Below are 24,813 nucleotides of genomic sequence, written 5' to 3' on the forward strand. Positions count from 1 at the left end.
GGCGCCCGCCGGCCTTCGACAGAGGGCTCTACAAGCGGCGCAACGTGGTCGAACGCTGCTTCAACCGCTTGAAGCAGTGGCGCGGCATCGCCACTTGCTACGACAAGACCACCGAGTCCTACCAGGCCGCCGTCACCCTCGCCTCGCTCCTGATGTGGGCGTGACATTTGAAGACATCTCCTAGTCGTTGGCCACGTCCGCGCGGCGTCGCGGCAGGGCGAGCAGCATCAGCAGGATGCTGGCCAGCAGCACTCCCGAGCCGACCTGGAAGGCCAGCCCGTAGCCGTCCGCCAGGGCCGCCTTCGCGCCGTGGCCCGCCTCGATCCGGGAGGCGGCGACGGTGGACAGGATCGACAGGCCCAGGGCACCGCCCATCTGCCGGGAGGTGTTGATCAGACCGGAGACCAGGCCCTGGTCGGCCGGGTCGGCGCCGGAGGTGGCGATGGCGGCGACCGGGGTGGCGGTCAGGCCCGCGCCCAGTGCCATCAGGATGCCGGGACCGAGGATCGTGCCGAGGTACGTCCCGTTGACGTCCATCGTGCCCTGCCAGACCATGCCGGACGCGGAGATCACCGCACCGGTGACGGCCAGGGTCTTGGCGCCCAGCCGGTTCATCAGCCGCGGCCCGATCTTGGAACCCAGGACGATGGACAGCGAGTGCGGGATGAAGGAGAGCCCCGCCTGCAGCGGCTTGTAGTCGAGCACGTTCTGGACGTAGAGCGACAGGAAGTACCACATCGAGAACATCGCGGCGCCGGCCAGCACCATCGCCGCGTTCGCCGAGGACACCGGGCGCAGCCGGAACAGCCCCAGCGGCATCAGCGGCGCCTTGGCCCGCGCCTCGACGGCGAGGAAGGCCGCGATCACGACCAGCCCGGCGGCCAGCGGCAGCAGCGCGGACGCCGACGCCCAACCGTCCGTCTCGGTCTGCACGATCCCGTAGGCCACCAGTCCCAGCCCGCCGGTCACCAGCAGTGCACCGGGCACGTCGAGCCGTCGGGCGGCGCCCTGCCGGCTCTCGCTGAGCCACAGCACCGCACCGGTCAGCACCAGTGCCCCGACCGGCACGTTGATCAGCAGCACCCAGCGCCACGACAGGTACTCGGTGAGCACCCCGCCGACCAGACCGCCCACCGCGCCCCCGCCGGCGCCGACCGCGGTCCAGGTGGCGATCGCGCGGGTCCGGGCCGGGCCGGCCGGGAACGACGTGGTGAGGATGGTGAGGGTGGCCGGCGAGAGCACGGCGGCGCCGACGCCCTGGACCGTACGCGCCGCGATCAGCTGCCAGGGCTGCTGCGCCAGACCGCCGCCCAGGCTCGCGACGGTGAACAACGCCAGCCCGAGGACGAAGATCCGCTTACGGCCGAAGAGGTCGGCGGCCCGGCCGCCGAGCAGCATGAAGCCGGCGAAGGTGATCACGTACGCGTTGACGATCCACTGCAGCCCCAGCTCGCTCAGCCCCAGACCGGTCCGTACGGCGGGCAGCGCCACGTTCACCACGGAGACGTCCAGGACGACCAGGAACTGTCCGGCGCAGACCAGCAGCATCACCAGCCAGGCCGGTGCGGCGCTCCGGCGGGAGGTCGTGGACAGGGTGGCGGACTCGGCTATCGGGGGCATGCGGACCATGCTCGCACCCGCCCCACACCCCCCGCATCGGAATATGGGTGCATACACCACCTGACCGGGGACCTAGGTCGGTGGGCGGAGGGGGCGGGGGGAGGAAGGGGGCGGGAGGGGGCTCGGGGGAAATCCGCCCTCACCTCCGCAGCAACGTCACCACCGCCGCGCCGCCCAGGCCGATGTTGTGGGCCAGGCCCACGTGGGCGTCGGGGACCTGGCGGGCGCCGGCCGTGCCGCGGAGTTGCCAGACGAGTTCGGCGGCCTGGGCCAGGCCGGTCGCGCCCAGGGGGTGGCCCTTCGAGATCAGGCCGCCGGACGGGTTGACCACCCAGCGGCCGCCGTACGTGGTGGCTCCGTCGGCGACCAGCTTCCCCGACTCGCCGTCCGCGCACATGCCCAGCGCCTCGTAGGTCAGCAACTCGTTGATCGAGAAGCAGTCGTGCAGCTCGATGACGTCCACGTCCTCGATGCCGAGCCCGGACGCCTCGTAGACCTGCCGGGCGGCGGCCCGCGACATCGGCTTGCCGACGACGTCGATGCAGGAACCGGAGGCGAAGCTCTCCTGGGTGTCGGTGGTCATCGCCTGGGCAACGATCTCCACCGCCCGGTCGGCCAGACCGTGCGCCCGGACGAAGCGCTCGGAGGCGACCACCACCGCGGCCGCGCCGTCGGACGTCGGCGAGCACTGGAGCTTGGTCAGCGGGCGGTGGATGACCTTGGCGGCCAGCACCTCCTCGACCGTGTGGACGTCCTGGAACTGGGCGCGGGGGTTGTGCGCGGAATGCCGGTGGTTCTTGGCGCCGACCGCGGCCAGTTGCTCGGCCGTGGTGCCGTACCTCGCCATGTGCTCGCGGGCCGCGTTGCCGAAGATCTGGGCGGTGGGCGGGGTCCGCTCGAAGCCGTGCGCGGCCGCCATGACGCCGTAGTGGCGGGCGACCGGGGAAGCGGCGAAATCACCTCCCGCCGCACCGCCGCCCAGCGCGCCGCGCTTCATCTTCTCGAAGCCGAGTGCCAGTACGCAGTCGTTGAGGCCCGAGGCGACGAACTGGCGGGCCATCATCAGCGCGGTCGAGCCGGTCGCGCAGTTGTTGTTGACGTTGTAGACGGGGACACCGGTCAGGCCCAGCTCGTACGCGGCGCGCTGGCCGGCCGTGGACGGCTGGTGGCAGAAGCCGACCGGCACCTGCTCGACGGCGTCGTAGCCGATCCCGGCGTCCGCGAGCGCCGCCTCGCCCGCCTCCTTGGCCATGTCCCAGTACTGCCACTCGCGGGTCTCGGGCTTCTCGAAGTGCGTCATCCCTACGCCGACGAGGTACGCCGTGCCTGCCATACAGGTCCTCCTGGTGAGTCACCGGCATCGTGCGGGGCCGGATGAAGGGGTGAAAGCAACTGAAGGCTGGTCGTCAGATGAGAGGGCGGGGCTCCGGGTCGCGGGGCAGGCCGAGCAGCCGTTCGGCGACGACGTTCCGCTGCACCTGGGTGGTGCCGCCGGCGATGGTCAGGCAGCGCGACATCAGGAAGCCGTGCAGGGCGCGTTCGCCGGCGCCCTCGCGCACCGCGCCGTCCGGGCCGAGCAGTTCCAGCGCCAGTTCGGCGACCTTCTGCTGGTGCGGGGTCTGGACCAGCTTGCGGATGCTGGCGCCGGCGCCCGGTTCGAGGCCGGAGAGCTGCTGGAGCGTGGTGCGCAGGGTGAGGCAGGCCAGGGCGTGCGCCTCGGCGGCCAGGGCGCCCACCCGGGCCCGTACCGAGGCGTCGAGGCCGGCGGTGCGGTCCAGGAGTGCGGTCAGTCCGGTGTCGAAGGTCAACTGGTCGGCCATGTGGACGCGTTCGTTGTCCAGGGTGGTGCGGGCCACCTTCCAGCCGTTGCCCGTCTCGCCGACCACGGCGTCGGCCGGCAGCAGTACGTCGTCGAAGTAGACCTCGTTGAAGAGCGCCTCGCCGGTGATCTCCTTCAGCGGGCGGACGTCGATGCCGGGGGTCTTCATGTCGACGACGAAGAAGGTCAGCCCCTTGTGTTTGGGGGCGTCCGGGTCGGTGCGGGCGAGCAGGATGCCGTGGTCGGCCCACTGGGCGGCCGAGGTCCACACCTTCTGCCCGTTGATCCGCCAGCCGGGGCCGTCGGGACCGTCCACCCGCTCGGCGCGGGTGCGCAGGCCGGCCAGGTCCGAGCCGGCCTCCGGTTCGGAGAACAGCTGGCACCACCGCATCTCCCCGCGCAGCGACGGCATCAGATAGCGCTGTTGCTGCGCGGCGGTGCCGTGGGCGAGGAGGGAGGGCACCACCCAGGTGGCGATGCCCAGGTCGCTGACGGTGACCCCGGCGGCGGCCAGTTCCTGCTGGACGGCCAGCTGCTGGACGGGGCCGGCGCCGAGCCCGTAGGGCGGGGGGAGGTGCGGTGCGGCGTATCCGGTGGGGGCCAGCTCGCGGCGTACGGCGGCGGGGTCCAGGCCGCGCACCCGGTCGATGACCTCGCGGGCCTCGGCGCGGAACTGCTCGGCCTCTGCGGGGAGTTCGAGGCTCAGCGGGCGGCGCGCGCCGGCGGCGGCGTGGGCGGCGGCGCGCAGCCGGTGGGTGTCGCCGGCGCCGAGCAGCTGGCGGGCCACGGTCGCCCGGCGCAGGTGCAGATGGGCGTCGTGTTCCCAGGTGAAGCCGATGCCGCCGAGGATCTGGATGCAGTCCTTGGCGCAGCTGAAGGCCGCGTCGAGGGCGGTGGCGGTGGCGAGGGCGGCGACCAGGCCGCGGACCTCGGGCGGCTCGCGGTGGGCGCGGGCCGCGTCCCACACCAGGGCGCGGGCCTGTTCGCAGCGGACGAGCAGGTCGGCGCAGAGGTGCTTGACGGCCTGGAACTGGCCGATGGGGCGGCCGAACTGCTCCCGGACCCGGGCGTGTTGGGTGGCGGTGGCGAGGGCCCAGGCCGCCGTCCCGCAGCTCTCGGCCGCGTACAGCACCCCGGCGAGGTCGCGGACGAGCGCGTCGTCGATCGCCACCAGCCGGTCCCCGGGCACCGGGACGCGGTCGGCCCGGATCTCGGCGGTGGGCCGGGTCGGGTCGGCGCTGTCCTGGACGCGTACGGTCAGCGCCGCGGCGTCGACGGCGAGGTGGACGGTCCCGGTGGCGGTCCGCGCGGCGAGCACGAGGAGGTCGGCGTCGGCCCCGGCGAGGACCGGCGGCGCGGTGCCGTCGAGGAGGTAACCGTCGGGCATTCTGGTGGCGGTGAGCGTGCCGGGGGTGAGCGCCACGGCACCGATCAGTTCGCCGGTGGCCAGGGCCCGTACGAGGTGCCGGTGTGCGCCGCCGTGGTGGAGCAGTGCGGCGGCGAGAACGGTGGGCAGGTAGGGGCCGGGGAGTGCCGCGCGGCCCATTTCCTCGAGGACCACGGCGAGGTCCAGCAGGTCGCCGCCGCCCCCGCCGTCGGCCTCGGGGAGGTGGAGGCCGAGCAGGCCCTGGGCGGCGAGGCCGTCCCAGTAGGCGGGGCGCCCGGGGCGGGTGGGGGCGGTGTCGAGAAGTTTGCGGACCTCTTCGGGCGGTACGGCCCGGCGGGCCCAGCCGCCCGCCGCCTCGGCCAGGTCGCGGTGGTCCGGTGTGATTCCGATGCCCATGCGGGGCAGACTAGAACACGTTCCAATCTGACGGAAGGTCAGATGGGCCGGAATGTTCCGCCCGGCGGAACGCGGCGGGGGATGCCGCGGGGCTGCCGCGGGGAACGTCCGGCGGCGGACAGGAAACGGTCCGGTGAATTCCGGTACGGAATGCCATTCGCCCGCCCGGCGGTTTCCCGCCCGCACGGTTTCCACCCCTGCGAGTCCCGCACCTTTCCCGTTTCCGGACATCCGGGAAACGTCCGGCGATAAACCGGCGGGAACGGCCGGGAATCCGCCGGCGCCACTCCCCCGCACCGCCCGGCCGGCCGGAAAGCCGCACGAAATGCGCACCCCCGCACGGCCACCTCCGGCCCGTACGGCACGATGAGCCCTCCCACCGCACCACCAGGAGGAAGCCCATGCCCGCTCCCACGGCGCCGACCGCCCCGCAGCCGGAGATCCTCGCCGCGTTCGAGGCGGCGAAGGGCTTCATGCCCGTGGACGAGGGCCTCGCGCTGTACGCGGCGGCGGCCGGGGCGGCGCGGCTGGGGCTGCCGCTGGTGGAGGTCGGCACGTACTGCGGCCGGTCCACCCTGCTGCTCGCCGGTGCGGCCCGGACCGCCGGGGTGACGGCCGTCACGGTGGACCACCACCGGGGCAGCGAGGAGCAGCAGCCCGGCTGGGACTACCACGACCCGTCCGTGGTGGACCCCGAGGTCGGCCGGATGGACACCCTGCCCACGTTCCGCCGGACCCTGCACGCGGCCGGGCTGGAGGACCACGTCATCGCGATCGTGGGCCGTTCCCCGCAGGCCGCGGCCGTGTGGGGGCGGCCGGTCGGGCTGGTCTTCATCGACGGCGGGCACACCGACGAGCACGCCACCGCCGACTACGAGGGCTGGGCGCCGCACGTGGCGCAGGACGGGCTGCTGGTCATCCACGACGTGCATCCGCACCCCGAGGACGAGTTCACCGGCCAGGCGCCGTACCGGATCCATCTGCGCGCGCTGGCGTCCGGAGCGTTCACCGAGGTCTCGGCGCAGGGGACGCTGCGGGTGCTGCGGCGCACCGGCCCCGGCATCTGATCCGGGCCGCGGGCTACCATCGCGGAGATGTCGAACGGCAGCACCTTCCCCCCGCCCCGCCGCCGGCGCGGCACCGTACTCCTGGTGCTGGCCGCCGTGGCCCTGGTCGCCGTCGGCGGCTGGCTGTTCTGGCGGCAGGCGGGCGGCCACGGCGGCCCGACGGCCCGGCACGGCTCGCCGGCGCCCGGCCGGACGGCGGGCAGCGCCACCGGCGGCGGCAACGGGACCGGCGCCCCGGACCGGGGTACGGGCCACGGCGCCACCCCTCACCCGAACGGCAAGGGCGATCCGCACGGCAGCCTCAAGGGCAGGACCGTGCTGATCGATCCCGGGCACAATCCGCACAACGGCCGGCACACCGGGCAGATCGCCCGGCTGGTGAACATCGGCACCGCCCGCAAGGAGTGCGACACCACCGGCACCGCCACCAACGACGGCTACCCGGAGGCGTCCTTCACCCTGGACGTGGCCCGCCGGGTCCGCACCCTCCTGGAGCACCAGGGCGCCAAGGTCGTCCTCACCCAGGACGGCGACCGGTCGTACGGGCCGTGTGTGGACGAGCGTGCGGCGATCGGCAACAAGGCGCACGCGGACGCCGCGGTCTCCATCCACGCCGACGGCTCGGCCGCCGGCAACCGCGGCTTCCACGTCATCCTGCCCGCCCGGGTCACCGCCGGCCCGGCGGACACCACCGCGATCACCGGCCCGTCGCGGCAGTTGGGCGAGCGGCTGGCCGACCGCTTCCGGGCGGTAACCGGAAGTTCGCGGTCCAATTACATCGGCGACGGCACCGGACTGGACGTCCGCGGCGATCTCGGCGGGCTCAACCTCTCCACGGTGCCGAAGGTGTTCATCGAGTGCGGCAATATGCGCGACGCCAAGGACGCCGCGCAATTGACCGACGGAGGGTGGCGGCAAAAAGCGGCCCGTGGGATCACCGAGGGCATTACGGACTTCCTGACCCGCTGACCACCCACGACGTCCGCGACCCCGGCCGATAACGCATCGAAACCAACAGGCCGACCCGCCGGATTCGGCGATAGGTTCCCCTTTACGATGGGTGGTCACCGCCGTGCCTCGCACCGCGCGCACCGCGACAGCGACGAATAGACCACGAAAGAGACAAAGGACCCTTACGTGAACATCCGCTCCCTCACTAGAGGCGACGGCGTGGTGATCGGAGCAGCGGTGTTGCTGTTCATCGCCTCGTTCCTCGGCCTCACCGGCGCCCCGGACTGCACCGGCCCGTACGCCAAGTACTGCGAGGCGCAGGACTACAGCAGCTCCAACGCCTGGAGCTCCGTCTCCATGCTCATGAGCATCTACCTGGCCGGTGTGATCGGTGCGGCGATCATCGTCATCAGCCGTGCACTGCCGCAGCAGCGCAAGGTCGCCGGTCTGGACCTCGGCCAGTTCGGCGTGGCGCTGACCATCTTCGCGGCGTGGACGGCTTTCTGGTCCATCATCGACGCCCCCAGCGCGGGCGCCGGCCTGATCGTGGGTCTGATCGCCGCGCTGGTGCTGGCCGGCGGCGCGGTCGCCGGTCCGCTCGTCCCGGCGCTGAAGGCCGAGCTGATCGGCGCGCCCAAGCCGCCGGCCGCCCCGTACGGCGCGGGCCCCAACCCGGGCTACGGCTACCCCGGCGCCCAGCAGCAGGCGGCGGGCCAGGGCTACGGCTACCCGGGTCCGGGCGGCCAGCAGCAGACCGGCCAGACGCCCGGTCAGCCGGCGGCCGACGCCACGGCCGGCGGCGCGGCGGGCGCGACCCCCGTGGCCGGCGCCCCGGCGGACTTCGCCCCGTTCTGGTTCGCGGTCCCGGTCGCCCGCCCGCTGTACGGCGAGGACGGTTCGCCCTCGCCGATCGCCGAACTCGCGCCCGGCACCTGGTACCTGGCGGTGGAGCAGCGCGGCCAGGCACTGATCGCGCAGACCCAGGACGGCCGCCGCGGTGTCCTGCAGGACACCACCGGCATCCAGCGCGGCTGACCCGCCGCCCACCGTCCCCCAGCGGTCCTTCCACGGCCCCTCGCCTTCCGGCGGGGGGCCGTTGCGCTGCCCGCACACCGGCCGTACAGTGCGGCGCACGACAGTGAACTGACGGTTCGTCAATTCACTTGAGGAGGCCTGGAAGAGAGGCGGTCGCCATGCGACTCGGTCTGGCACTGGGCTACTGGGGCCGCGGCCCCGACCCCCGGCACCTCGAACTCGCCCGCGAGGCCGAGCGCCTCGGCTACGACTCGGTGTGGACCGCGGAGGCCTGGGGCTCGGACGCGTTCACCGCCCTCACCTGGATCGCCGCGCACACCTCGCGGATCAAACTCGGCACCGGCATCGCGCAGATGGCCGCCCGTACGCCCACCGCCACCGCCATGCAGGCACTGACGCTGGACCATCTGTCCGGGGGGCGGATGCTGCTGGGCCTGGGGCTGTCCGGGCCGCAGGTCGTCGAGGGGTGGTACGGGCGGCCGTTCCCCAAGAGCCCGCTGACCGCCACCCGCGAATACGTGGACGTGGTCCGCCAAGTGCTGCGCCGCGAGGGGCCGGTGGTGTCCGACGGGCTGTTCCATCCGCTCCCCTACCGCGGCCCGGACGGCACCGGCCTGGGCAAACCGCTCAAGCCCATCACCCACCCGCTGCGCGCCGATCTGCCCGTCCTGTTGGGCGCGGAGGGGCCGAAGAACATCGCGCAGACCACCCGGATCGCCGACGGCTGGCTGCCGCTGTACTGGTCGCCGCGGCGCACCGACGTCTATACGGCGTCGCTGGCGGATGCTCCCGAGGGCTTTCTGATCGCCCCCATGGCGCGCGCCGTGGTCTGCGACGACGTCGCCGAGGGGCTGCTGCCCGTCAAGGCGATGCTCGGCTTCTACATCGGCGGGATGGGCCATGCGGCCAGGAACTTCCACGCCGATCTGATGGCACGGATGGGATACGAGGCCGAGGCGCGGCGGATCCAGGACCTGTTCCTCCAGGGCCGCAAGCAGGAGGCGGTGCTGGCCGTACCGGACGCCTTCGCGGACGAGATCTCGCTGGTCGGCCCGCGCGAACGGATCGCCCGGCGGCTGGAGTTGTGGCGTACGGGCCCGGTCACCGACCTCCTGGTGACGGCGCCGGACCCGCATACGCTACGGGTGCTGGCCGAGCTGAACTCCTGAGAAAAGCCCGGCCGGCCGCTCACCCGAAGCTCGCCCACTGAAGCCACTGGTCGAGCACCGCACGCTCGCCCAGCACCTCCACCCGGTCGCTGTCGGCGGGCAGCCTGCGGTAGAGGACCAGGAGGGCATCGGTGAGGCTGCCGCGCAGCGCGACCGCCGCCTTCTCGTGGGTGCGGCGGTGGGTGGGCGCCTCTCCCGTGAGGTCGAGCAGCCACTCGGCGTCCAGCTCGGGCGGGGCGTCGGTGGCGTGGACGTGGATCGTCCGGCCGGGGCCGAACGCCTCGCGCCCGCGCTCGGCGAAGCGGGCCACCACCATCGGCAGTTCACCGATCTGCAGCCACTCCTCCAGACAGTCCGCGGCGACCGGCGCCGGGAGGTCGAAGGGGACGCCGGCGGTCAGCGCGGCATCGGCGCGGTGGATGGCCGTCTCGTGGACCATCCGGCGGGCCCAGAATCCCGCGTGGTGGGCCGTCGTCCAGCTCCACACCTTGGTATCGGGCCCGGCTTCCCGCAGCGCGGCCACGGTCTGCTCGACACCCGCCGCCAGCCAGGCGTCCAGCGCCGCCGAGTCGTCGCCCTCGGGCCCGTCGCCCTCGGGGACGTCCGCATCATCGACGTTCTCGGAGGCGCGGGTGGCGACGAGCGTGCCGACCCAGCGATGCGCACCCCCGACGTGCCGGGCGAGATCGGCGAGCGTCCAGTCGGGGCAGGTCGGCACGGTCGCCGAGAGATCGGCGCTGCGCACGATCTTCCGGAACCCGTCGGTCTCGGCGAGGAGTTGGGCGCAGTATTCCTCGTGGGTGAGGGAGCCTTGGAGAGTCATGGACCGCACAGTAATGCGCATGGCGGACCCGGGGTGTCCTCATTTACGGCGCGCCGGGTCCGCCGATGCCGTGCGGCCGATGCCGCGTCGCGCCTACCGGCAGCAGTCCGGGTCGAGCCCCGTCGGCAGCCGTTCGCCGCCGAACACGAGGGTGGTCGCCTCGTCACCGCCCACGGCCGCCACCGCGAGCAGCAGCGAACCGGCCGTCCAGGAGGTGCATTCGCGCGGCCAGATCGCGTCGTCGTCGAAGACGTAGCCGGTCCAGTACATGCCGTCCTCGGCCCGCAGGTGCTGGATCCACTTGAGGATCGCAACGGCCCGTTCGGACTCCCCCATCGCCCACAGCGCGAGCGCCAGTTCCGCGCTCTCGCCGCCGGTGACCCAGGGGTTGGGCAGTACGCAGCGCACGCCCAGGCCGGGCACCACGAAGCGGTCCCAATCGGCGTCGATCCGGTCCCGGGCCGCCTGGCCGCGGACCGCGCCGCCGAGGATCGGGTAGTACCAGTCCATGGAGTAGCGGGCCTTGTCCAGGAACCGCTCGGGATGGCTGCGTATCGCGTGGCCGAGCCGGCCGGCCGCCAGCTCCCAGTCGGGCTGCGGCTCCTCGCGCTGTTCGGCGAGCGCCAGCGCGCAGCGCAGCGCCTGGTAGATGGAGGACGAGCCGGTCAGCAGCGCGTCGCGGACCGGGGTCCCGTCGTCCTCGCGCTTCCAGCCGATCTCCCCACCGGGCTGCTGCAGTTCGAGGACGTACTCGATCGCGGCGTGGACCGCGGGCCACATCCGGTCGAGGAAGGCCTCGTCGCCGGTGGACAGGTAGTGGTGCCAGACGCCGACCGCGATGTAGGCACAGAAGTTGGTCTCCCGGCCGCGGTCGGTGGGCGCCTCGGCGTCCCCGTCGGCGTAGGCCGCGTACCAGGACCCGTCCGGGTTCTGGTGCCGCACCAGCCAGTCGTACGCGGCCTCGGCGCGCTCGTGTTCGCCGGCCGCGTCCAGGGCCATGGCGGCCTCGGTGTGGTCCCACGGGTCGAGGTGGTGACCCCGGAACCACGGGATGGCGCCGTCCGTGCGCTGGGTCGCGAGGATGCCCTCGACCGTACGGGCGGCCTCCTCGGCGGTGAGCACCCCCGGCAGGACGAGCCGTTCGGTACGCCCGGGACTCGTCACTTGGCGGCCCCGGCGGTGGACTTGGCGGAGTTCTTGGCGGTGGCCTTGGCGGTGGTCTTCGCCGAGGACTTGGCGGCGGGCCTGGCGGTCTTCCGGGCCTCGTCGGACCCGCCCGCCTCGTCGGCGGCGGCCGCCTCCGGCAGGTGCGGCTTGGTGGCGTAGACGACGAAGCTCTTGCCGATGACGGGGTTGAGGGCCCGCTCGGCGAGCCGGGTGGCCAGCGGCTTCTTCATGATGTCCCAGACCAGCAGCTTGTGGTACGCCTGCACCGGCAGCGCCTTGTCGTTGTCCACCCCGAAGGCGCACTTGAGCCACCAGTAGGGGCTGTGCAGCCCGTGGGCGTGGTGCGTGCCGTACGGCTCCAGGCCGGCCTGGCGCATCTTGCCGAGGAGTTCGTCGCCCCGGTAGATGCGGATGTGGCCACCCTCGACCTCGTGGTAGGCGTCGCTGAGCGCCCAGCAGATCTTCTCCGGGCCGTAGCGCGGCACGGTGACGGCGATCCGGCCGCCGGGGCGCAGCACCCGCACCATCTCGGCGAGCACGCCCTTGTCGTCGGGGATGTGCTCCATGACCTCGGAGATGATGACGACGTCGAAGCTGTCGTCGGGGAACGGCAGGTTCAGCGCGTCGCCCTCCATGGCGGTGGCGGACGCGCCCGCCGGGGCCTCGCCCGCCTCCTTCATCGCGGCGAACCACTTGGCGACCTCACGGATCTCGTCGCCGTTCTGGTCGAGGGCGACGACCTGCGCACCGCGCCGGTAACACTCGAAGGCGTGCCGGCCGGCGCCGCAGCCCAGGTCGAGCACGCGGTCGCCGGGAGCGAGCGGGAATCGGGAGAAGTCGACGGTCAGCACGGCGTTCTGCTTTCGTCCGGCGGTGGGTGGCGGTGGTGCGGCAAACGGCGGCGGGGCGCCCGGGAGGCGGCGCCGGCGAGGTGACGGAGCTATCTGTGGGCGGCGGCGGACCGGCTGCCCTGGAGGGCGATGGCCTCGCGGTAGCGCTCGGCGGTGCCGAGGGCGGCCTGACGCCAGGTGAAGCGGGCCAGCACCCGCTCCCGGCCGGCCGTGCCCAGCCGGCGGCGCAGCTCCGGGTCGCCGAGGAGCCGCAGCAGCCCGGCCGCCAGGGCGCCGGCGTCGCCCGGCGGCACCGCCAGACACGTCTCGCCGTCCGGCCCGGCGACCTCCGGGATGGCGCCGCCGGTGGTGGCGAGCAGCGGGGTGCCGGTGGCCATCGCCTCGGCGGCGGGCAGCGAGAACCCCTCGTAGAGGGAGGGCACACAGGCGATCTGGGCGCTGCGTACGAGATCGACGAGTTCGGGGTCGCTGATGCCCTTGACGAACTCGATGGCACCGGCCAGCCCGAGTCGTTCGATGGCGGCGGCGACCGGTCCGTCGTCGGCGCGCTTGCCGACGACCACCAGATGGGCGTCGGGGTTCTCGGTGCGCACCTTGGCGAGCGCCTCGACGAGGTGGATCAGGCCCTTGAGGGGGACGTCGGCGCTGGAGGTGGTGACGATCCGGCCCGGCACCTCGGGGACGGATGCGTCCGGCGAGAAGAGGTCGGTGTCGGCGCCGATGGGGACCACGTGGATCCGCTCGGGGTGGACCCCGAGGTCGTCGACGATCTCCTGGCGGGAGGAGCCGGAGACGGTCAGCACGGACGGCAGCCGGCGGGCGACCCGCTTCTGCATCCTGGTGAAGCCGTACCAGCGGCGGACCGAGGCGCGGCGCTTCCAGTCGGTGGCGGCGGCCAGGTCGAGCCGGCGGTCGACGGTGATGGGGTGGTGGATCGTGGTGACCAGCGGGGCGCCGAGCGCGCCGGGGCCGCCGAGCAGGCCGTAGCCGAGGGTCTGGTTGTCGTGGACCACGTCGAACCGCCCGCGGTGGGCCGCGAGATGCCGCCGGGCGCGCAGCGAGAAGGTCAGCGGCTCGGGGAAGCCGCCGGTCCACATCGTGCCCACCTCAAGGGCGTCGATCCAGTCGCGGTACTCGCCGCGCCTCGGCGTGCGGAACGGGTCCGGCTGGCGGTAGAGGTCCAGGCTCGGCAGCTCGGTCAGCCGCACGCCCTCGTCGAGGACCGGATAGGGCTGGGCGCCGATCACCTCGACGGTGTGGCCGAGCCGGGCCAGTTCGCGCGAGAGGTGGCGGACGTAGACGCCCTGACCGCCGCAGAACGGGTTCCCCTTGTACGTGAGCATCGCGATGCGCAGGGGGCGCCCGTGGTCCCGTGAGGTGGTGGTCGCGGCGCGCTCCGGGCGCCCACCGTCACTCGGGCCGGCGGCCGAGGAGTCCTCGGCGGGGCGAGGCGCGGCTGCCTGAACGGCCTCTGCGGTCACGCTCGGCCCCCTTCTCACTGGACTTTCGCCGGAGCGTAACCGCTGGCGGTAATCTAGAACAAGTTTCAGAACTGCTGGGCTACTGATCAGTTCACCGAGCTTCGAATCTACCGGCCGAGAACGATGCGAAAAGAGCCGCACCAGGTGATTCGCGCCACCACCCGACCCCCTGCCATGCTGTGCCGGTCGCGGCAGCGGCACTCACCACATCGCGGACAGAACGCCACCAACGGCCACGGAACAGCCATGGAATGGGAACAATGACTACGGAATCCAAGGCAGCCAGGCCGGCGCTTCCCGCGAGTCCTCCCCTGACCGAGCGTCAGGAGGCCCGGCGCCGCCGCATCCTGCACACCAGCGCCAAACTGGCCTCCCGTGGCGGCTTCGACGCCGTACAGATGCGCGAGGTCGCCGAGTCCTCGGGCGTCGCGCTCGGCACCCTCTACCGCTACTTCCCGTCCAAGGTGCACCTGCTGGTCGCCACCATGCAGGACCAGCTCCAGCACATGCACGAGACGCTGCGCAAGCGCCCGCCGTCCGAGCAGGACCCGGGCGCCCGGGTCGCCCAGACCCTGATGCGGGCGTTCCGCGCCCTGCAGCGCGAACCGCACCTCGCGGACGCCATGGTCCGCGCCCTGACCTTCGCCGACCGCTCGGTGAGCCCCGAGGTCGACACGGTCTCCCGGCTGACCACGGCGATCATCCTCGACGCGATGCGCCTGGACGGCCCGCCCACCCCCGAACAGCTCTCCGCGGTCCGCGTCATCGAGCACACCTGGCACTCGGCCCTGATCACCTGGCTCTCCGGCCGCGCCTCGATCGCCCAGGTCAAGATCGACATCGAAACGGTCTGCCGGTTGATCGACGTGACGTCACCGGGGGCGGGCAGCTAGGGGGCGCCTCCCCCTGGCCCCCCTCGCTCACGAAAGGGAGGACTCATTCCTCCGGAGGGAACACCGCCGCCCCGCTGTCCGCCTCGGTGAGCGTGATCGCCTCCACGGGGCACCCCTCGGCCGCCGCCAGTACGCGCTCGCCGGGTTCGGTCTCCGTCGCCACCGGACGGGACTGCCGCGCGGTGTCCAGCCGGAAGCCGTCCGGCGCCGCACCGACACACATCCCCGACCCGATGCACACGCCCCGGTCGACCTCCACCCGCCACCGCGCCGCCGTCCGCCCCTCCGCGTCCGCCATCACGCACCCGCCGGCAGGTGGATCATCTTGTGCTCCAGATACTCACCGAACCCCTCGGGCCCGAACTCACGCCCGATCCCGGAGTGCTTGTAGCCGCCGAACGGCCCGAGCATGTCGATGCTGAAGGTGTTCACCGAGTACGTACCGGTCCGCACCCGCCGCGCCACGTCGATCCCGCGCTCGACGTCGCCCGTCCACACCGAGCCGGACAGCCCGTAGTCGGAGTCGTCGGCGATCCGTACCGCCTCCGCCTCGTCCTCGTACGGCAGCAGGCAGATCACCGGGCCGAAGATCTCCTCCCGGGCGATCCGCATGCCGTTGTCGACCTCGCCGAAGAGCGTCGGCTCGACGTACCAGCCGGTGGCCTGCGCCTTCAGCCGGCCGCCGCCCGCCAGGACCTTGGCGCCTTCCTTCTGGCCGAGCGCGATGTAGTCCAACGAGCGCTGCTGCTGCCGGCGGGCGACCAGCGGGCCGACCTCGGTGGCCGGATCCAGCGGGTCGCCCACGGTGAGCGCGGACGCCGCCGCGGTGAAGCGCTCGGCGATCTCGTCGTAGTGGCTGCGCGGCGCGAGGATCCGGGTCTGTGCCACGCACGCCTGCCCGTTGATCATCCACGCGAACGGCACGATGCCGGCCACCGCCGCGTCCAGATCGGCGTCCGGCAGGATCACCGCCGCCGACTTGCCGCCCAGCTCCAGCGTGACGCGGCTGAGGTTCCGGGCCGCGACCTCCATGACCCGCTTGCCCGCCGTCACCGACCCGGTGAACGACACCTTGTCCACGCCGGGATGCCCGACGAGGTACTCGCTCACCTCACGGTCCGCCGGCAGGATCGAGAGCACCCCCTCCGGCAGCCCGGCCGCGGTCGCGATCTCCGCGAGGAGGTACGCGTCCAGCGGGGTCTCCGGTGACACCTTCAGCACCACCGAACACCCGGCCAGCAGCGCCGGCGCGAGCTTGGCGGCGGCGGTGAACTGCGGCACGTTCCACGGCACCACGGCCGCCACCACCCCGGCCGGCTCCCGCCGCACCAGGATCGGGCCCAGCACCCCGGCCCGCCGCTCCTCGAACGGGAAGTCCCGGGCCACCGTGAGCGCCGCGTCCCAGGCCAGCACCGCGGCCAGCGACTGCACCATGACGCCCGAGGTGTACGGAGTGCCGTTCTCCGAGCTGATGACCCTGGCGATCTCCTCGCTGCGCGCCGCGAAGGCGTCCTTGATCCGGGTCACCACCTCGATCCGGTCCGCGAGCGGGGCGTTCGCCCACACCCCGGACGCGAAGGAGGTGCGGGCCGCGGCCACCGCACGGTCGACATCGGCCCGCGAGGCGTGCGGGACCCGGCCGATGACCTGCTCGGTGTGCGGCGAGACGACCTCGATCGTGTCCCGGCCGGCCGGTTCGACCAACTCACCGCCTATGTAGAGCTTTCCGTGCTCGACGAGGTCGCTCATGGCTGCCGCCTCCCGACGATAACAATGACCTGCTGTTGACGAGGGCGCTACTGCGCGCCTTTGCTGCGCATCCCTGACCCACTACTGCACCTTGCTGACGGTTCGTCAGATGCTCTGCCGCATCAGGAACTGTTACCAGTTCCAGTGGGAGGAGTCCACGGCGCAGACCGAATCTGGTCCCCGTCAACTCCCCGGACACAGTGGGCACTTACTCGATCTCTTGAAACTCGTTCTAGTTATAGTGAGGACGGTTTCGACGAGAGGGGACCACGATGGGCGCGCAGGCGATCGACCACAAGGGCGGGGTCTGGAGCATCGCCGTCCCCATCCCGGACAATCCACTCGGCCACACTCTCGTCCACCTCCTGGAGACCGACCGCGGGCCGGTGCTGATCGACACCGGATGGGACGACCCGGACTCCTGGGACACCCTGATGGCCGGTGTCACCGCCTGCGGGTTCGCCGTCACCGATCTCCACGGCGTACTGATCACCCACCACCACCCCGACCACCACGGACTCTCCGCCAAGGTGCGTGCGGCGTCCGGCGCCTGGATCGCGATGCACGCCGCGGACACCGCCGTCGTACGCCGCACCCGCGCGGCCGTACCGGGGCAGTGGCTCGACCACCTGATCGCCAAGCTCGTCGCCGCGGGCGCTCCGGACGAGCATCTGACCCGACTGCGGGACGCCCGCGCCAAGGGGAGGAGTGGCCGCCAACCGCCGGGCCGGCAGGCGGCATTGCCGGACCGCGACATCGCCCCGGGCGAGCTGCTCGACCTCCCGGGGCGCCGACTGCGCGCCGTCTGGACGCCGGGCCATACGCCGGGCCATGTGTGCCTGCACCTGGAGGAGGAGCATCCGGGGGCCGGTGCCGATACCGTTGCCGATGCCGGCGCCGGTGGCGGCCCCCGGCAGGACGGGCACGGTCAAGGGCGCGGCTTCGGGCGGCTGTTCTCCGGTGACCATCTCCTCCCCGGTATCACCCCGCACATCGGCCTGTACGAGGACCCGGACGCGGACGAGGCCACGGCCACCGATCCGCTGGGCGACTACCTCGACTCCCTCGCACGCGTCGCCCGTCTCGCACCCGCCGAGGTCCTGCCCGCGCATCAGCACGCCTTCACCGATGCCGGCGGACGCGTACGCGAGCTCATCGCTCACCATGAAGAGCGGCTCTCCGGACTGCGAGCACTGCTCCGCGAACCCCTCACCCCCTGGGAGCTCGCGGTGCGCATGGAGTGGAACCGTCCCTGGGAGCACATCCCTTACGGGTCGCGGAACATCGCGGTCTCGGAGGCGGAGGCCCATCTGCGCCGGCTGGTGAAGCTGGGACAGGTGGAGCAGGTGGAGCGGACGGCGGACGGGGGTCCGGCGCGGTACCAGGCGGTGTAGCCACCCAGACGAATTCGGTAGCCCCAGGCAACTAAATTCGTTAACCTGGCCACCACCCTGCTCACCGTTCCGCTTCTCCTTCCTCACCTCCGGAGGCCCCTCATGGGCGAATTGCGCGGCGTCGCCGCCACGGCACTCGGTGTGGCCCGGATCCGTGCGGCCGAAAGTGCCCGCGCGGACCGGCTGTTCGACGACCCGTACGCCGCGGCCTTCGCGGCCGCCGCCCCGTCACCCGCCGCGGACGCGCGGGCGGCCGACGCGGAGGTGCCCGCCGCCCACCGGGAGGCGTTCTACCGCGGGATGTTCCGGCACATCGTGCTGCGCACCCGTTTCTTCGACGACTACCTGACCGCGGCCGCCGGCGAACACACCATTCGCCAGGTGGTGGTGCCCGCCGCCGGCCTCGACACCCGCGCCTACCGGTTGCCGTGGCCCGACGGCGTACGCCTCTACGAGGTCGACCTGCCGGAGGTGCTGGCCTTCAAGGAGCGGGTGCTGGCCGAGCAGGGCGCCCGGCCGCGGTGTGCGCGTACCGCCGTCGCGGCCGACCTGCGCACGGACTGGCCCACAGCGCTGCGGGCCGCCGGCTTCGCGCCGGACGAGCCGACCGCCTGGCTCGTCGAGGGCCTGCTGGTCTATCTGTCGGCGGCGGAGGCCGCCCGGCTGCTGACCACGATCGGCGAGCGGTCCGCCCCGGGCAGCCGGCTCGCCCTCCCCGGTTCCAGGGACTTCCGCGACAGCCCGATGATGGCCGGCGGCCGTGCCCTGCCGTCGATGCGTGCGGTCAGCGCCCTGTGGCAGGGCGGCCTCGACGAGCCGGCCGACGACTGGCTGGGCCGGCACGGCTGGCGGCCGCGCACGTACGCCCGCGAGACGGTCGCGGCGTCGTACGGGCGGGCCTTGGGCGAGGGGGCCGGTGAGGCCGGTGGCGACGGGGCGGACGGTCGTGCTGCCTTCGTCGTCGCCGTACGCGGCGACCGCGGGACCCCGGCCCCCTAGCACATCCCCGGGCCCCTCCCGCGCCGGTGGCCCCCGGCCGGGGGCCGGTTAAGGTGTGCGGGACAACGTCATCCGTACCCGATCGGGGGAAGCCGGTGGAAAACCGGCGCTGACCCTCCCCAGGCTCTCGGCTTCGCTCAAGCCCGGGGGCACCCCATCCGTGAGGACGGCCGGTCGTGCCGCGCGCGGCGATCCGGCCGGACGAGCCGGAGCACCCGATGGGGCACGGCCAAGGCTCGCGCCACCGGTACCGCCACCTGCGGACCGCCGGTGCGCGGCACCGTCGAGGTATACGGAGCCGAGCCCGGTGCCACCGCGCCCGATCGCAGGATCGCTGCGTGGGTGGGCCGGGCGCGGCTGCGTGCACCGCCGCGACCCGACCCGAGAGGCACCGACCCGATGGCCCCCATGGCTTCCATGGCTCACCAGGCCCCTTCGACGCACCCCGTCGCCTTCCTGGCGCGCCGCGCCGCCACGGCGCTGGCGGCCGCGGTGGTACTGGGCACGGCCGCTGCCCCCGCCGCGTTCGCCGCCCCTTCCCCGTCCCCGCAGAAGCTGCCCGCCGGGCTGTACGGCACCAAGGACCCGCAGTACGACGGTGTCTGGCGGCAGTCGCTCGCGCTGCTGGCGCAGCACACGGTGGGTGTGCGGCCCGCGGCCCCGGCGGTGGACTGGCTGGTCGGGCAGCAGTGCGCGGACGGTTCGTACCCCGCGTTCCGGGCCGACCCGGCCAAGGCGTGTGACGCCAAGACGATGCGGGACACCAACCAGACGGCCGCTGCGGTGCAGGCGCTGGCCGCGCTCGGCGGGCACGGCAAGAGCGTGACGAAGGCCGTGGAGTGGCTGAAGTCGGTGCAGAACGACGACGGCGGCTGGCCCTCGATGCCCGGTTCGCCCAGCGACGCCAACTCCACCTCCGTGGTCATCGGCGCGCTGGTGGCGGCCGGTCACAAGCCGGAGTCGGTCACGTCGAAGAAGGGCGGCAGGACCCCGTACGAGGGGCTGCTCACCTTCCGGCTGGGCTGCGACGCCAAGGAGGAGGGCCACGGCGCGTTCACCTTCCAGCTCAAGGGCGCGGCGCCGAACGCCGATGCCACCGCGGCGGCCGCGACCGGCGCGCTCGGCAAGGGCTTTGTCGTCGCCCCTGCAAACGGTGCCACCGACGCTCCGGTCAAGCCGCTGACCTGCAAGGACGGTAAGGAGGGCGGCGCCGGTAAGGGCAAGCAGGCGGGGGCGGCCGCGGTGGACCGGGCGCGGGCCGCGGACGGCGGCGCCGCCTACCTCGTCGCTCAGCTCGGCAGGAACGGCCAGCATCTGATGTCGGCGATGCCGGGTGCGGAGAAGCAGCCGGACGTCGGCAACACCGCCGACGCCGTGGTGGCGCTGGCGGCCGGCGGCCACCGCTCCGCCGCGCAGCGGCCGCTCGCGTGGCTGGAGAAGAACGCTGCCGGCTGGGCCCGGCAGAACGGCCCGGCCGCGTACGCGCAGCTGGTGCTCGCCGCGCACGCCACCGGCACGGACCCGCGCGCGTTCGGCGGCACCGACCTGGTGGCCGCCCTGAACGCCACCGGTCCCAAGCCGGCCGCGGTGTCCGAGAAGTCCACGAAGTCCCAGAAGGACGCGAAGAGCGACGAGGGCGGGGGCATGGGCGTCGTATGGGTCGTCGCCGTCGGCCTGGCCATCGGCGCCGGCATCGGCTTCCTGCTGAGCGGCCGCAAGAACCGCGGCAAGAACGGCCTCTGATGCGTCGGGCACTGACGGCGGTGCTGGTGGCCGGCACCCTCACCGGTCCGGCCGCCGCCCCCGCCCAGGCACAGGAGTACCGCTACTGGTCGTTCTGGAACGGCGGCGGCAAGGACGGCTCCTGGGCGTACGCCACCCAGGGACCGGCCACCCTGCGGCCGGCCGACGGCGCGGTCGAGGGCTTCCGCTTCACCGTCGGCGCGGACTCCGCGGCGGCCGGAAAGCCGCGTGCGGCCGCGGACTTCGACGCGGTATGCGGCACGACGCCCGCCAAGGACGGCCGCAAGCGGATCGGCATCGTCCTTGACTTCGGCACCGCCGCGGACGCCCCGGGCGGCGAGCGGCCCCCGAAGGCGCGGACCGCCTGTGCCCGGGTGCCCGAGGACGCCTCGGCCGGCGAGGCGCTGGCCGCGGTCGCCCGGCCGCTGCGCTACGACTCCAACGCGCTGCTGTGCGGGATCGCCGGCTACCCGGAATCGGGCTGCGCGGACCAGGTGAAGGACCCTGATCGAGGCTCCGGTTCCGGTTCCCGCTCCCCTTCTGCCGGCTCCGGTGACGGCAACACCCACAAGGCCGCCGACGCTCACGGCGCCGGCGGCGGCCCGTCCGCGGGTCTGCTCGGCGGCGGTGCGGCCGTCCTCCTCCTCGGTGCGGCGGCCGGGTGGCAGGCGCGCCGCCGGCGCGGATGAGGGCCCCACAGGCGACCCGTACCACCGCGCTGCACGCCGGCGCGTGGTGGCTGTGGGCGCTCGGACTGGCCACCGCGGCCTCCCGGACCACCAATCCGCTGCTGCTCGGGCTGCTGGTGGGGGTGGCCGGATATGTCGTCGCGGTGCGGCGTACGGACGCGCCGTGGGCCCGCTCGTACGGCGCGTTCGTGAAGCTCGGGCTGGTGGTGATCGGCATCCGGCTGGTCTTCGCATTCGTCCTCGGCTCGCCGATCCCGGGTACCCACACGCTCGTCACGCTGCCCGAAGTGCCGCTGCCGGACTGGGCCGAGGGCGTCCGGATCGGTGGCCGGGTCACCGCGGAGGGCATGGTCTTCGCCCTCTACGACGGGCTGAAGCTGGCCACCCTCCTGATCTGCGTCGGCGCCGCCAACGCGCTGGCCAACCCGTCCCGGTTGCTGAAGTCGCTGCCGGGCGCACTGTACGAGGCGGGCGTCGCCGTGGTCGTCGCGATGACCTTCGCCCCGAATCTGGTCGCCGACGTCCAGCGGCTCCGGGCCGCCCGCCGGCTGCGCGGCCGTCCCGACCGGGGCTTCACGGCGCTGCTCCAGGTCGGACTGCCGGTGCTGGAGGGCGCGTTGGAGCGTTCGGTGGCGCTGGCTGCGGCGATGGACGCCCGGGGTTACGGCCGTAGCGCCCGCGTCCCGCGTGCCGTGCGGCACACCACCTCCGCCCTCACCCTCGGCGGTCTGCTCGGCGTCTGCGCGGGCACCTACGGCCTGCTCGGCGACACCGGGGCCGGCTACGGGCTGCCCCTCCTCCTGGCCGGGCTGGCGGCGGCGCTGGCCGGTCTGTGGCTGGGCGGCCGCCGTTCCGTGCGCACCCGTTACCGCCCCGAACGGTGGGGCCCGCGCGCCTGCTTGGTGGCGGCCTCCGGCATCGCCGTCGCCGGGCTGACGATCTGGGCCGGCGGCTACGCCCCCGCCGCGCTCCACCCGCCCGCCTACCCGCTCACCGCCCCGGTCCTGCCGCTCTGGCCCGCCGCCGCCCTGCTCGTCGGCCTCCTCCCCGCCGTCGTGGCCCCGGCCCCGGCCGCCACAGTCACCACCGCGGCCACCACCACCGCCCGGACCGCCCAGAAGGAGCCCAGCCAGTGATCCGGTTCGAGCAGGTCTCGGTCACCTACGGGGACGCCGCCGCGCCTGCCGTCCAGGGGGTGGACCTGACCGTCCCGGAGGGTGAGCTGTGCCTCCTGGTCGGTCCGTCCGGCGTCGGCAAGTCGACGGTGCTGAACGCCGTCTGCGGGCTGGTCCCGCATTTCACCGGGGGGACGCTGCACGGGCGGGTCACCGTCGACGGCCGGGACACCCGCACCCACAAGCCGCGCGAACTGGCCGATGTGGTCGGGACGGTGGGCCAGGACCCGCTGGCGCATTTCGTCACCGACACCGTCGAGGACGAGCTCGCCTACGGGATGGAGTCGCTGGGCCTCGCTCCGGACGTGATGCGCCGCCGGGTCGAGGAGACCCTCGACCTGCTGGGCCTGGCCGAGCTGCGGGACCGGGCCCTGGCCACCCTCTCGGGCGGTCAGCGGCAGCGGGTGGCGATCGGTTCGGTGCTCACCACCCACCCCAAGGTCCTGGTCCTGGACGAGCCGACCTCGGCGCTGGACCCGGCCGCCGCCGAAGAGGTGCTCTCCGTCCTCCAGCGTCTGGTGCACGACCTGGGGACCACGGTCCTGCTGGCCGAACACCGGCTGGAGCGCGTGATCCAGTACGCCGACCAGGTCATTCTCCTTCCCGCTCCCGGTGCACCGCCGGTCATGGGCGCACCGGCCGACGTCATGGCGGTCTCCCCGGTCCATCCCCCGGTGGTGGCCCTGGGCAAGCTCGCCGGCTGGTCCCCGCTCCCGCTGTCCGTACGGGACGCCCGCCGCAAGGCCGCTCCCCTGCGGACGCGGCTGACGGGCGTCACACCACCACGGCCGGTCGACGCCGCGGCGGACCCGGGGGCCGCGCCGGTCGCCGAGGTCACCGGACTCGGCGTGCGCCGGGGGCGGATCGAGGCGCTGCACCGGGTGGAGCTGTCCGTCCGGCGCGGCGAGACCGTCGCCCTGATGGGGCGGAACGGCGCGGGGAAGTCCACGCTGCTCGGCACCCTCGTCGGGATGCACCAGCCGTCGTCCGGCGCCGTGCGCGTGGGCGGGGTCGTGCCGCACCGGACGGGTCCGCGGGAGCTGCTGCGGCAGGTCGGCCTGGTGCCGCAGGAACCCCGTGACCTGCTCTACGCGGACACCGTCGCCGCCGAGTGCGCCGCGGCCGACCGGGACGCGGCCGCCCCCGCGGGCAGCTGCCGGGCGCTGGTGGCGCAGTTGCTGCCCGGTGTGCCGGACTCGGTGCATCCGCGGGACCTGTCGGAGGGCCAGCGGCTCGCGCTCGCCCTCGCGGTCGTGCTGACCGCCCGGCCTCCCCTGCTCCTGCTCGACGAGCCCACCCGCGGCCTGGACTACGCCGCCAAGGCCCGCCTGGTCGAGGTGCTGCGCTCGCTCGCGGCCGAGGGGCACGCCATCGTCCTGGCCACCCATGACGTGGAGCTGGCCGCCGAGTTGGCGCACCGGGTGGTGATCCTCGCGGACGGTGAGGTGGTCGCCGACGGTCCGACCGACGAGGTGGTGGTCTCGTCGCCGTCGTTCGCCCCGCAGGTCGCGAAGGTGCTCGCACCGCTGCCGTGGCTGACCGTTCCGCAGGTGGCCGGTGCCCTGGAGGGCGCCGTATGACGGCCGGCCGGCAGGCCCGAGCGGTACGGCTCGGGCCCCGCTCCGTCGCCGCGCTGGTCCTGGTGTCGGCGATCGGCGTGATGGCGTTCGGCTGGCCGCTGCTGGCCGACTCGGCGTCCGGGCTCGCCCATTCCAAGGACGCGCCGTGGCTGTTCGCCGCGCTGCTGCCGATGTTGCTCGCCGTGGCGATGGCGACGATCGCCGACGTGGGCCTGGACGCGAAGGCGATCGCCATGCTCGGTGTGCTGGCGGCGGCCGGGGCCGCGCTGCGTCCGCTGGGCGCGGGGACCGCCGGCGTCGAGCCGATGTTCTTCCTGATGGTGCTGGCGGGCCGGGTGCTCGGGCCCGGTTTCGGCTTCGTGCTGGGTTCGGTGGCGATGTTCGCCTCGGCGCTGCTGACCGGCGGCGTCGGCCCCTGGCTGCCCTTCCAGATGCTGACGATGGGCTGGGTGTCGATGGGCGCCGGTCTGCTGCCGGGGGCCGACCAGTTGCGCGGACGCCGTGAGCTGGCACTGCTCGCCGCCTACGGTGCCGTTTCCGCGGTCCTCTACGGCCTGATCATGAACCTCCAGGGCTGGCCGTACCTCGCGGGCATGGCCTCGGGTGTCTCCTTCGTGCCGGGCGACCCGCTGGACCAGAACCTCGCCCGTTACGTCGCGTACTGCCTCGCCACCTCCCTGGGCTGGGATCTTCCGCGCGCACTGGTCACCGTGGTGCTCACGGGCACGCTGGGCGGGCCCGTGCTGAAGGCCCTGCGCCGCGCCACCCGCCGCGCCGCCTTCGACGCCCCGGTGTCCTTCGGCGAGGGGTAGCTGACGAGGGGTG

At 73.4% G+C, this 24,813-nt stretch carries 22 protein-coding genes; 13 read left to right on the plus strand and 9 right to left on the minus strand.

Annotated features, from left to right (window positions below; translation table 11 throughout):
* On the plus strand, positions 1-164 hold a 164-nt coding region (locus ACGF4C_RS37370; RefSeq protein WP_393572852.1), incomplete at its 5' end, for a transposase.
* Positions 165-180: 16 nt separating this feature from the next.
* On the opposite strand, the gene ACGF4C_RS37375 is transcribed toward ACGF4C_RS37370, so the two are convergent.
* From ACGF4C_RS37375 to ACGF4C_RS37385, 3 genes are all read right to left on the minus strand, one after another.
* Positions 181-1,629 (minus strand): MFS transporter, encoded by a 1,449-nt coding sequence (locus tag ACGF4C_RS37375; RefSeq protein ID WP_393572791.1) that lies wholly within the window; start codon positions 1,627-1,629, stop codon positions 181-183.
* Positions 1,630-1,759: 130 nt separating this feature from the next.
* Complete coding sequence (locus ACGF4C_RS37380; protein ID WP_393572793.1) at positions 1,760-2,953, minus strand: lipid-transfer protein; 1,194 nt, start codon at positions 2,951-2,953, stop codon at positions 1,760-1,762.
* A gap of 73 nt (positions 2,954-3,026) precedes the next feature.
* Positions 3,027-5,222, minus strand: a complete 2,196-nt coding sequence (locus ACGF4C_RS37385) for an acyl-CoA dehydrogenase (protein ID WP_393572795.1) — start codon at positions 5,220-5,222, stop codon at positions 3,027-3,029.
* Positions 5,223-5,623: 401 nt separating this feature from the next.
* Between ACGF4C_RS37385 and ACGF4C_RS37390 the strand changes: the two genes are divergently transcribed.
* The 4 genes from ACGF4C_RS37390 to ACGF4C_RS37405 all read left to right on the plus strand — a co-directional run bounded on the left by ACGF4C_RS37390 (position 5,624) and on the right by ACGF4C_RS37405 (position 9,444).
* Positions 5,624-6,289 carry a class I SAM-dependent methyltransferase gene (locus tag ACGF4C_RS37390; protein WP_393572797.1) on the plus strand — a complete coding sequence of 222 codons (666 nt, stop codon included), beginning with the start codon at positions 5,624-5,626 and terminating at the stop codon, positions 6,287-6,289.
* Positions 6,290-6,316: 27 nt separating this feature from the next.
* Entirely contained in the window at positions 6,317-7,258 is a 942-nt protein-coding gene (locus ACGF4C_RS37395; RefSeq protein WP_393572799.1) for an N-acetylmuramoyl-L-alanine amidase, read from the plus strand.
* Between the two features lie 168 nt (positions 7,259-7,426).
* Positions 7,427-8,275, plus strand: coding sequence for a DUF5336 domain-containing protein (locus tag ACGF4C_RS37400; RefSeq protein WP_393572801.1), 849 nt, complete (start codon positions 7,427-7,429; stop codon positions 8,273-8,275).
* Positions 8,276-8,433: 158 nt separating this feature from the next.
* Positions 8,434-9,444 (plus strand): LLM class F420-dependent oxidoreductase, encoded by a 1,011-nt coding sequence (locus ACGF4C_RS37405; RefSeq protein ID WP_393572803.1) that lies wholly within the window; start codon positions 8,434-8,436, stop codon positions 9,442-9,444.
* 19 nt (positions 9,445-9,463) lie between these two features.
* On the opposite strand, the gene ACGF4C_RS37410 is transcribed toward ACGF4C_RS37405, so the two are convergent.
* From ACGF4C_RS37410 to ACGF4C_RS37425, 4 genes are all read right to left on the minus strand, one after another.
* Positions 9,464-10,267, minus strand: a complete 804-nt coding sequence (locus ACGF4C_RS37410; protein WP_393572805.1) for a maleylpyruvate isomerase family mycothiol-dependent enzyme — start codon at positions 10,265-10,267, stop codon at positions 9,464-9,466.
* Between the two features lie 93 nt (positions 10,268-10,360).
* Positions 10,361-11,431: a prenyltransferase/squalene oxidase repeat-containing protein gene (locus ACGF4C_RS37415; protein ID WP_393572807.1), complete on the minus strand. Its 1,071-nt coding sequence runs from the start codon at positions 11,429-11,431 to the stop codon at positions 10,361-10,363.
* Complete coding sequence (locus ACGF4C_RS37420) at positions 11,428-12,285, minus strand: class I SAM-dependent methyltransferase (protein WP_393572812.1); 858 nt, start codon at positions 12,283-12,285, stop codon at positions 11,428-11,430. The genes ACGF4C_RS37415 and ACGF4C_RS37420 overlap by 4 nt, the downstream gene beginning before the upstream one ends.
* 89 nt (positions 12,286-12,374) lie before the next feature.
* Positions 12,375-13,766, minus strand: coding sequence for a glycosyltransferase family 4 protein (locus ACGF4C_RS37425; RefSeq protein WP_393572817.1), 1,392 nt, complete (start codon positions 13,764-13,766; stop codon positions 12,375-12,377).
* Positions 13,767-14,026: 260 nt separating this feature from the next.
* Here ACGF4C_RS37425 and ACGF4C_RS37430 point away from each other — a divergent pair, with 260 nt between their 5' ends.
* The gene (locus tag ACGF4C_RS37430) at positions 14,027-14,659 is read left to right on the plus strand and encodes a TetR family transcriptional regulator (RefSeq protein ID WP_030415845.1); all 633 of its coding nucleotides are present in this window, start codon (positions 14,027-14,029) and stop codon (positions 14,657-14,659) included.
* A 43-nt stretch (positions 14,660-14,702) separates the two neighbouring features.
* On the opposite strand, the gene ACGF4C_RS37435 is transcribed toward ACGF4C_RS37430, so the two are convergent.
* Together ACGF4C_RS37435 and ACGF4C_RS37440 are read right to left on the minus strand one after the other, a co-directional pair.
* Positions 14,703-14,957, minus strand: coding sequence for a ferredoxin (locus ACGF4C_RS37435; protein ID WP_393572820.1), 255 nt, complete (start codon positions 14,955-14,957; stop codon positions 14,703-14,705).
* Positions 14,957-16,408, minus strand: a complete 1,452-nt coding sequence (locus ACGF4C_RS37440; protein WP_393572821.1) for an aldehyde dehydrogenase — start codon at positions 16,406-16,408, stop codon at positions 14,957-14,959. The genes ACGF4C_RS37435 and ACGF4C_RS37440 overlap by 1 nt, the downstream gene beginning before the upstream one ends.
* A gap of 272 nt (positions 16,409-16,680) precedes the next feature.
* Here ACGF4C_RS37440 and ACGF4C_RS37445 point away from each other — a divergent pair, with 272 nt between their 5' ends.
* From ACGF4C_RS37445 to ACGF4C_RS37475, 7 genes are all read left to right on the plus strand, one after another.
* Positions 16,681-17,802 carry an MBL fold metallo-hydrolase gene (locus ACGF4C_RS37445; protein ID WP_393572823.1) on the plus strand — a complete coding sequence of 374 codons (1,122 nt, stop codon included), beginning with the start codon at positions 16,681-16,683 and terminating at the stop codon, positions 17,800-17,802.
* Positions 17,803-17,904: 102 nt separating this feature from the next.
* Complete coding sequence (locus tag ACGF4C_RS37450; protein ID WP_393572825.1) at positions 17,905-18,801, plus strand: SAM-dependent methyltransferase; 897 nt, start codon at positions 17,905-17,907, stop codon at positions 18,799-18,801.
* A gap of 399 nt (positions 18,802-19,200) precedes the next feature.
* Positions 19,201-20,544, plus strand: coding sequence for a prenyltransferase/squalene oxidase repeat-containing protein (locus ACGF4C_RS37455; protein ID WP_393572827.1), 1,344 nt, complete (start codon positions 19,201-19,203; stop codon positions 20,542-20,544).
* Positions 20,544-21,233, plus strand: a complete 690-nt coding sequence (locus ACGF4C_RS37460) for an SCO2322 family protein (RefSeq protein WP_393572829.1) — start codon at positions 20,544-20,546, stop codon at positions 21,231-21,233. Before ACGF4C_RS37455 ends, ACGF4C_RS37460 begins: the two co-directional genes overlap by 1 nt.
* Positions 21,230-22,369, plus strand: a complete 1,140-nt coding sequence (locus ACGF4C_RS37465) for a CbiQ family ECF transporter T component (RefSeq protein WP_393572831.1) — start codon at positions 21,230-21,232, stop codon at positions 22,367-22,369. The genes ACGF4C_RS37460 and ACGF4C_RS37465 overlap by 4 nt, the downstream gene beginning before the upstream one ends.
* Entirely contained in the window at positions 22,366-23,988 is a 1,623-nt protein-coding gene (locus ACGF4C_RS37470) for an ABC transporter ATP-binding protein (protein ID WP_393572833.1), read from the plus strand. The genes ACGF4C_RS37465 and ACGF4C_RS37470 overlap by 4 nt, the downstream gene beginning before the upstream one ends.
* On the plus strand, positions 23,985-24,800 hold the full coding sequence (locus ACGF4C_RS37475; RefSeq protein ID WP_393572835.1) for an ECF transporter S component: 816 nt from the start codon (positions 23,985-23,987) through the stop codon (positions 24,798-24,800). Before ACGF4C_RS37470 ends, ACGF4C_RS37475 begins: the two co-directional genes overlap by 4 nt.
* The last annotated feature ends 13 nt before the right edge of the window (positions 24,801-24,813 follow it).

It is taken from the genome of Streptomyces sp. NPDC048197, assembly GCF_043202395.1.
GTDB lineage: Bacteria > Actinomycetota > Actinomycetes > Streptomycetales > Streptomycetaceae > Streptomyces > Streptomyces siderophoricus.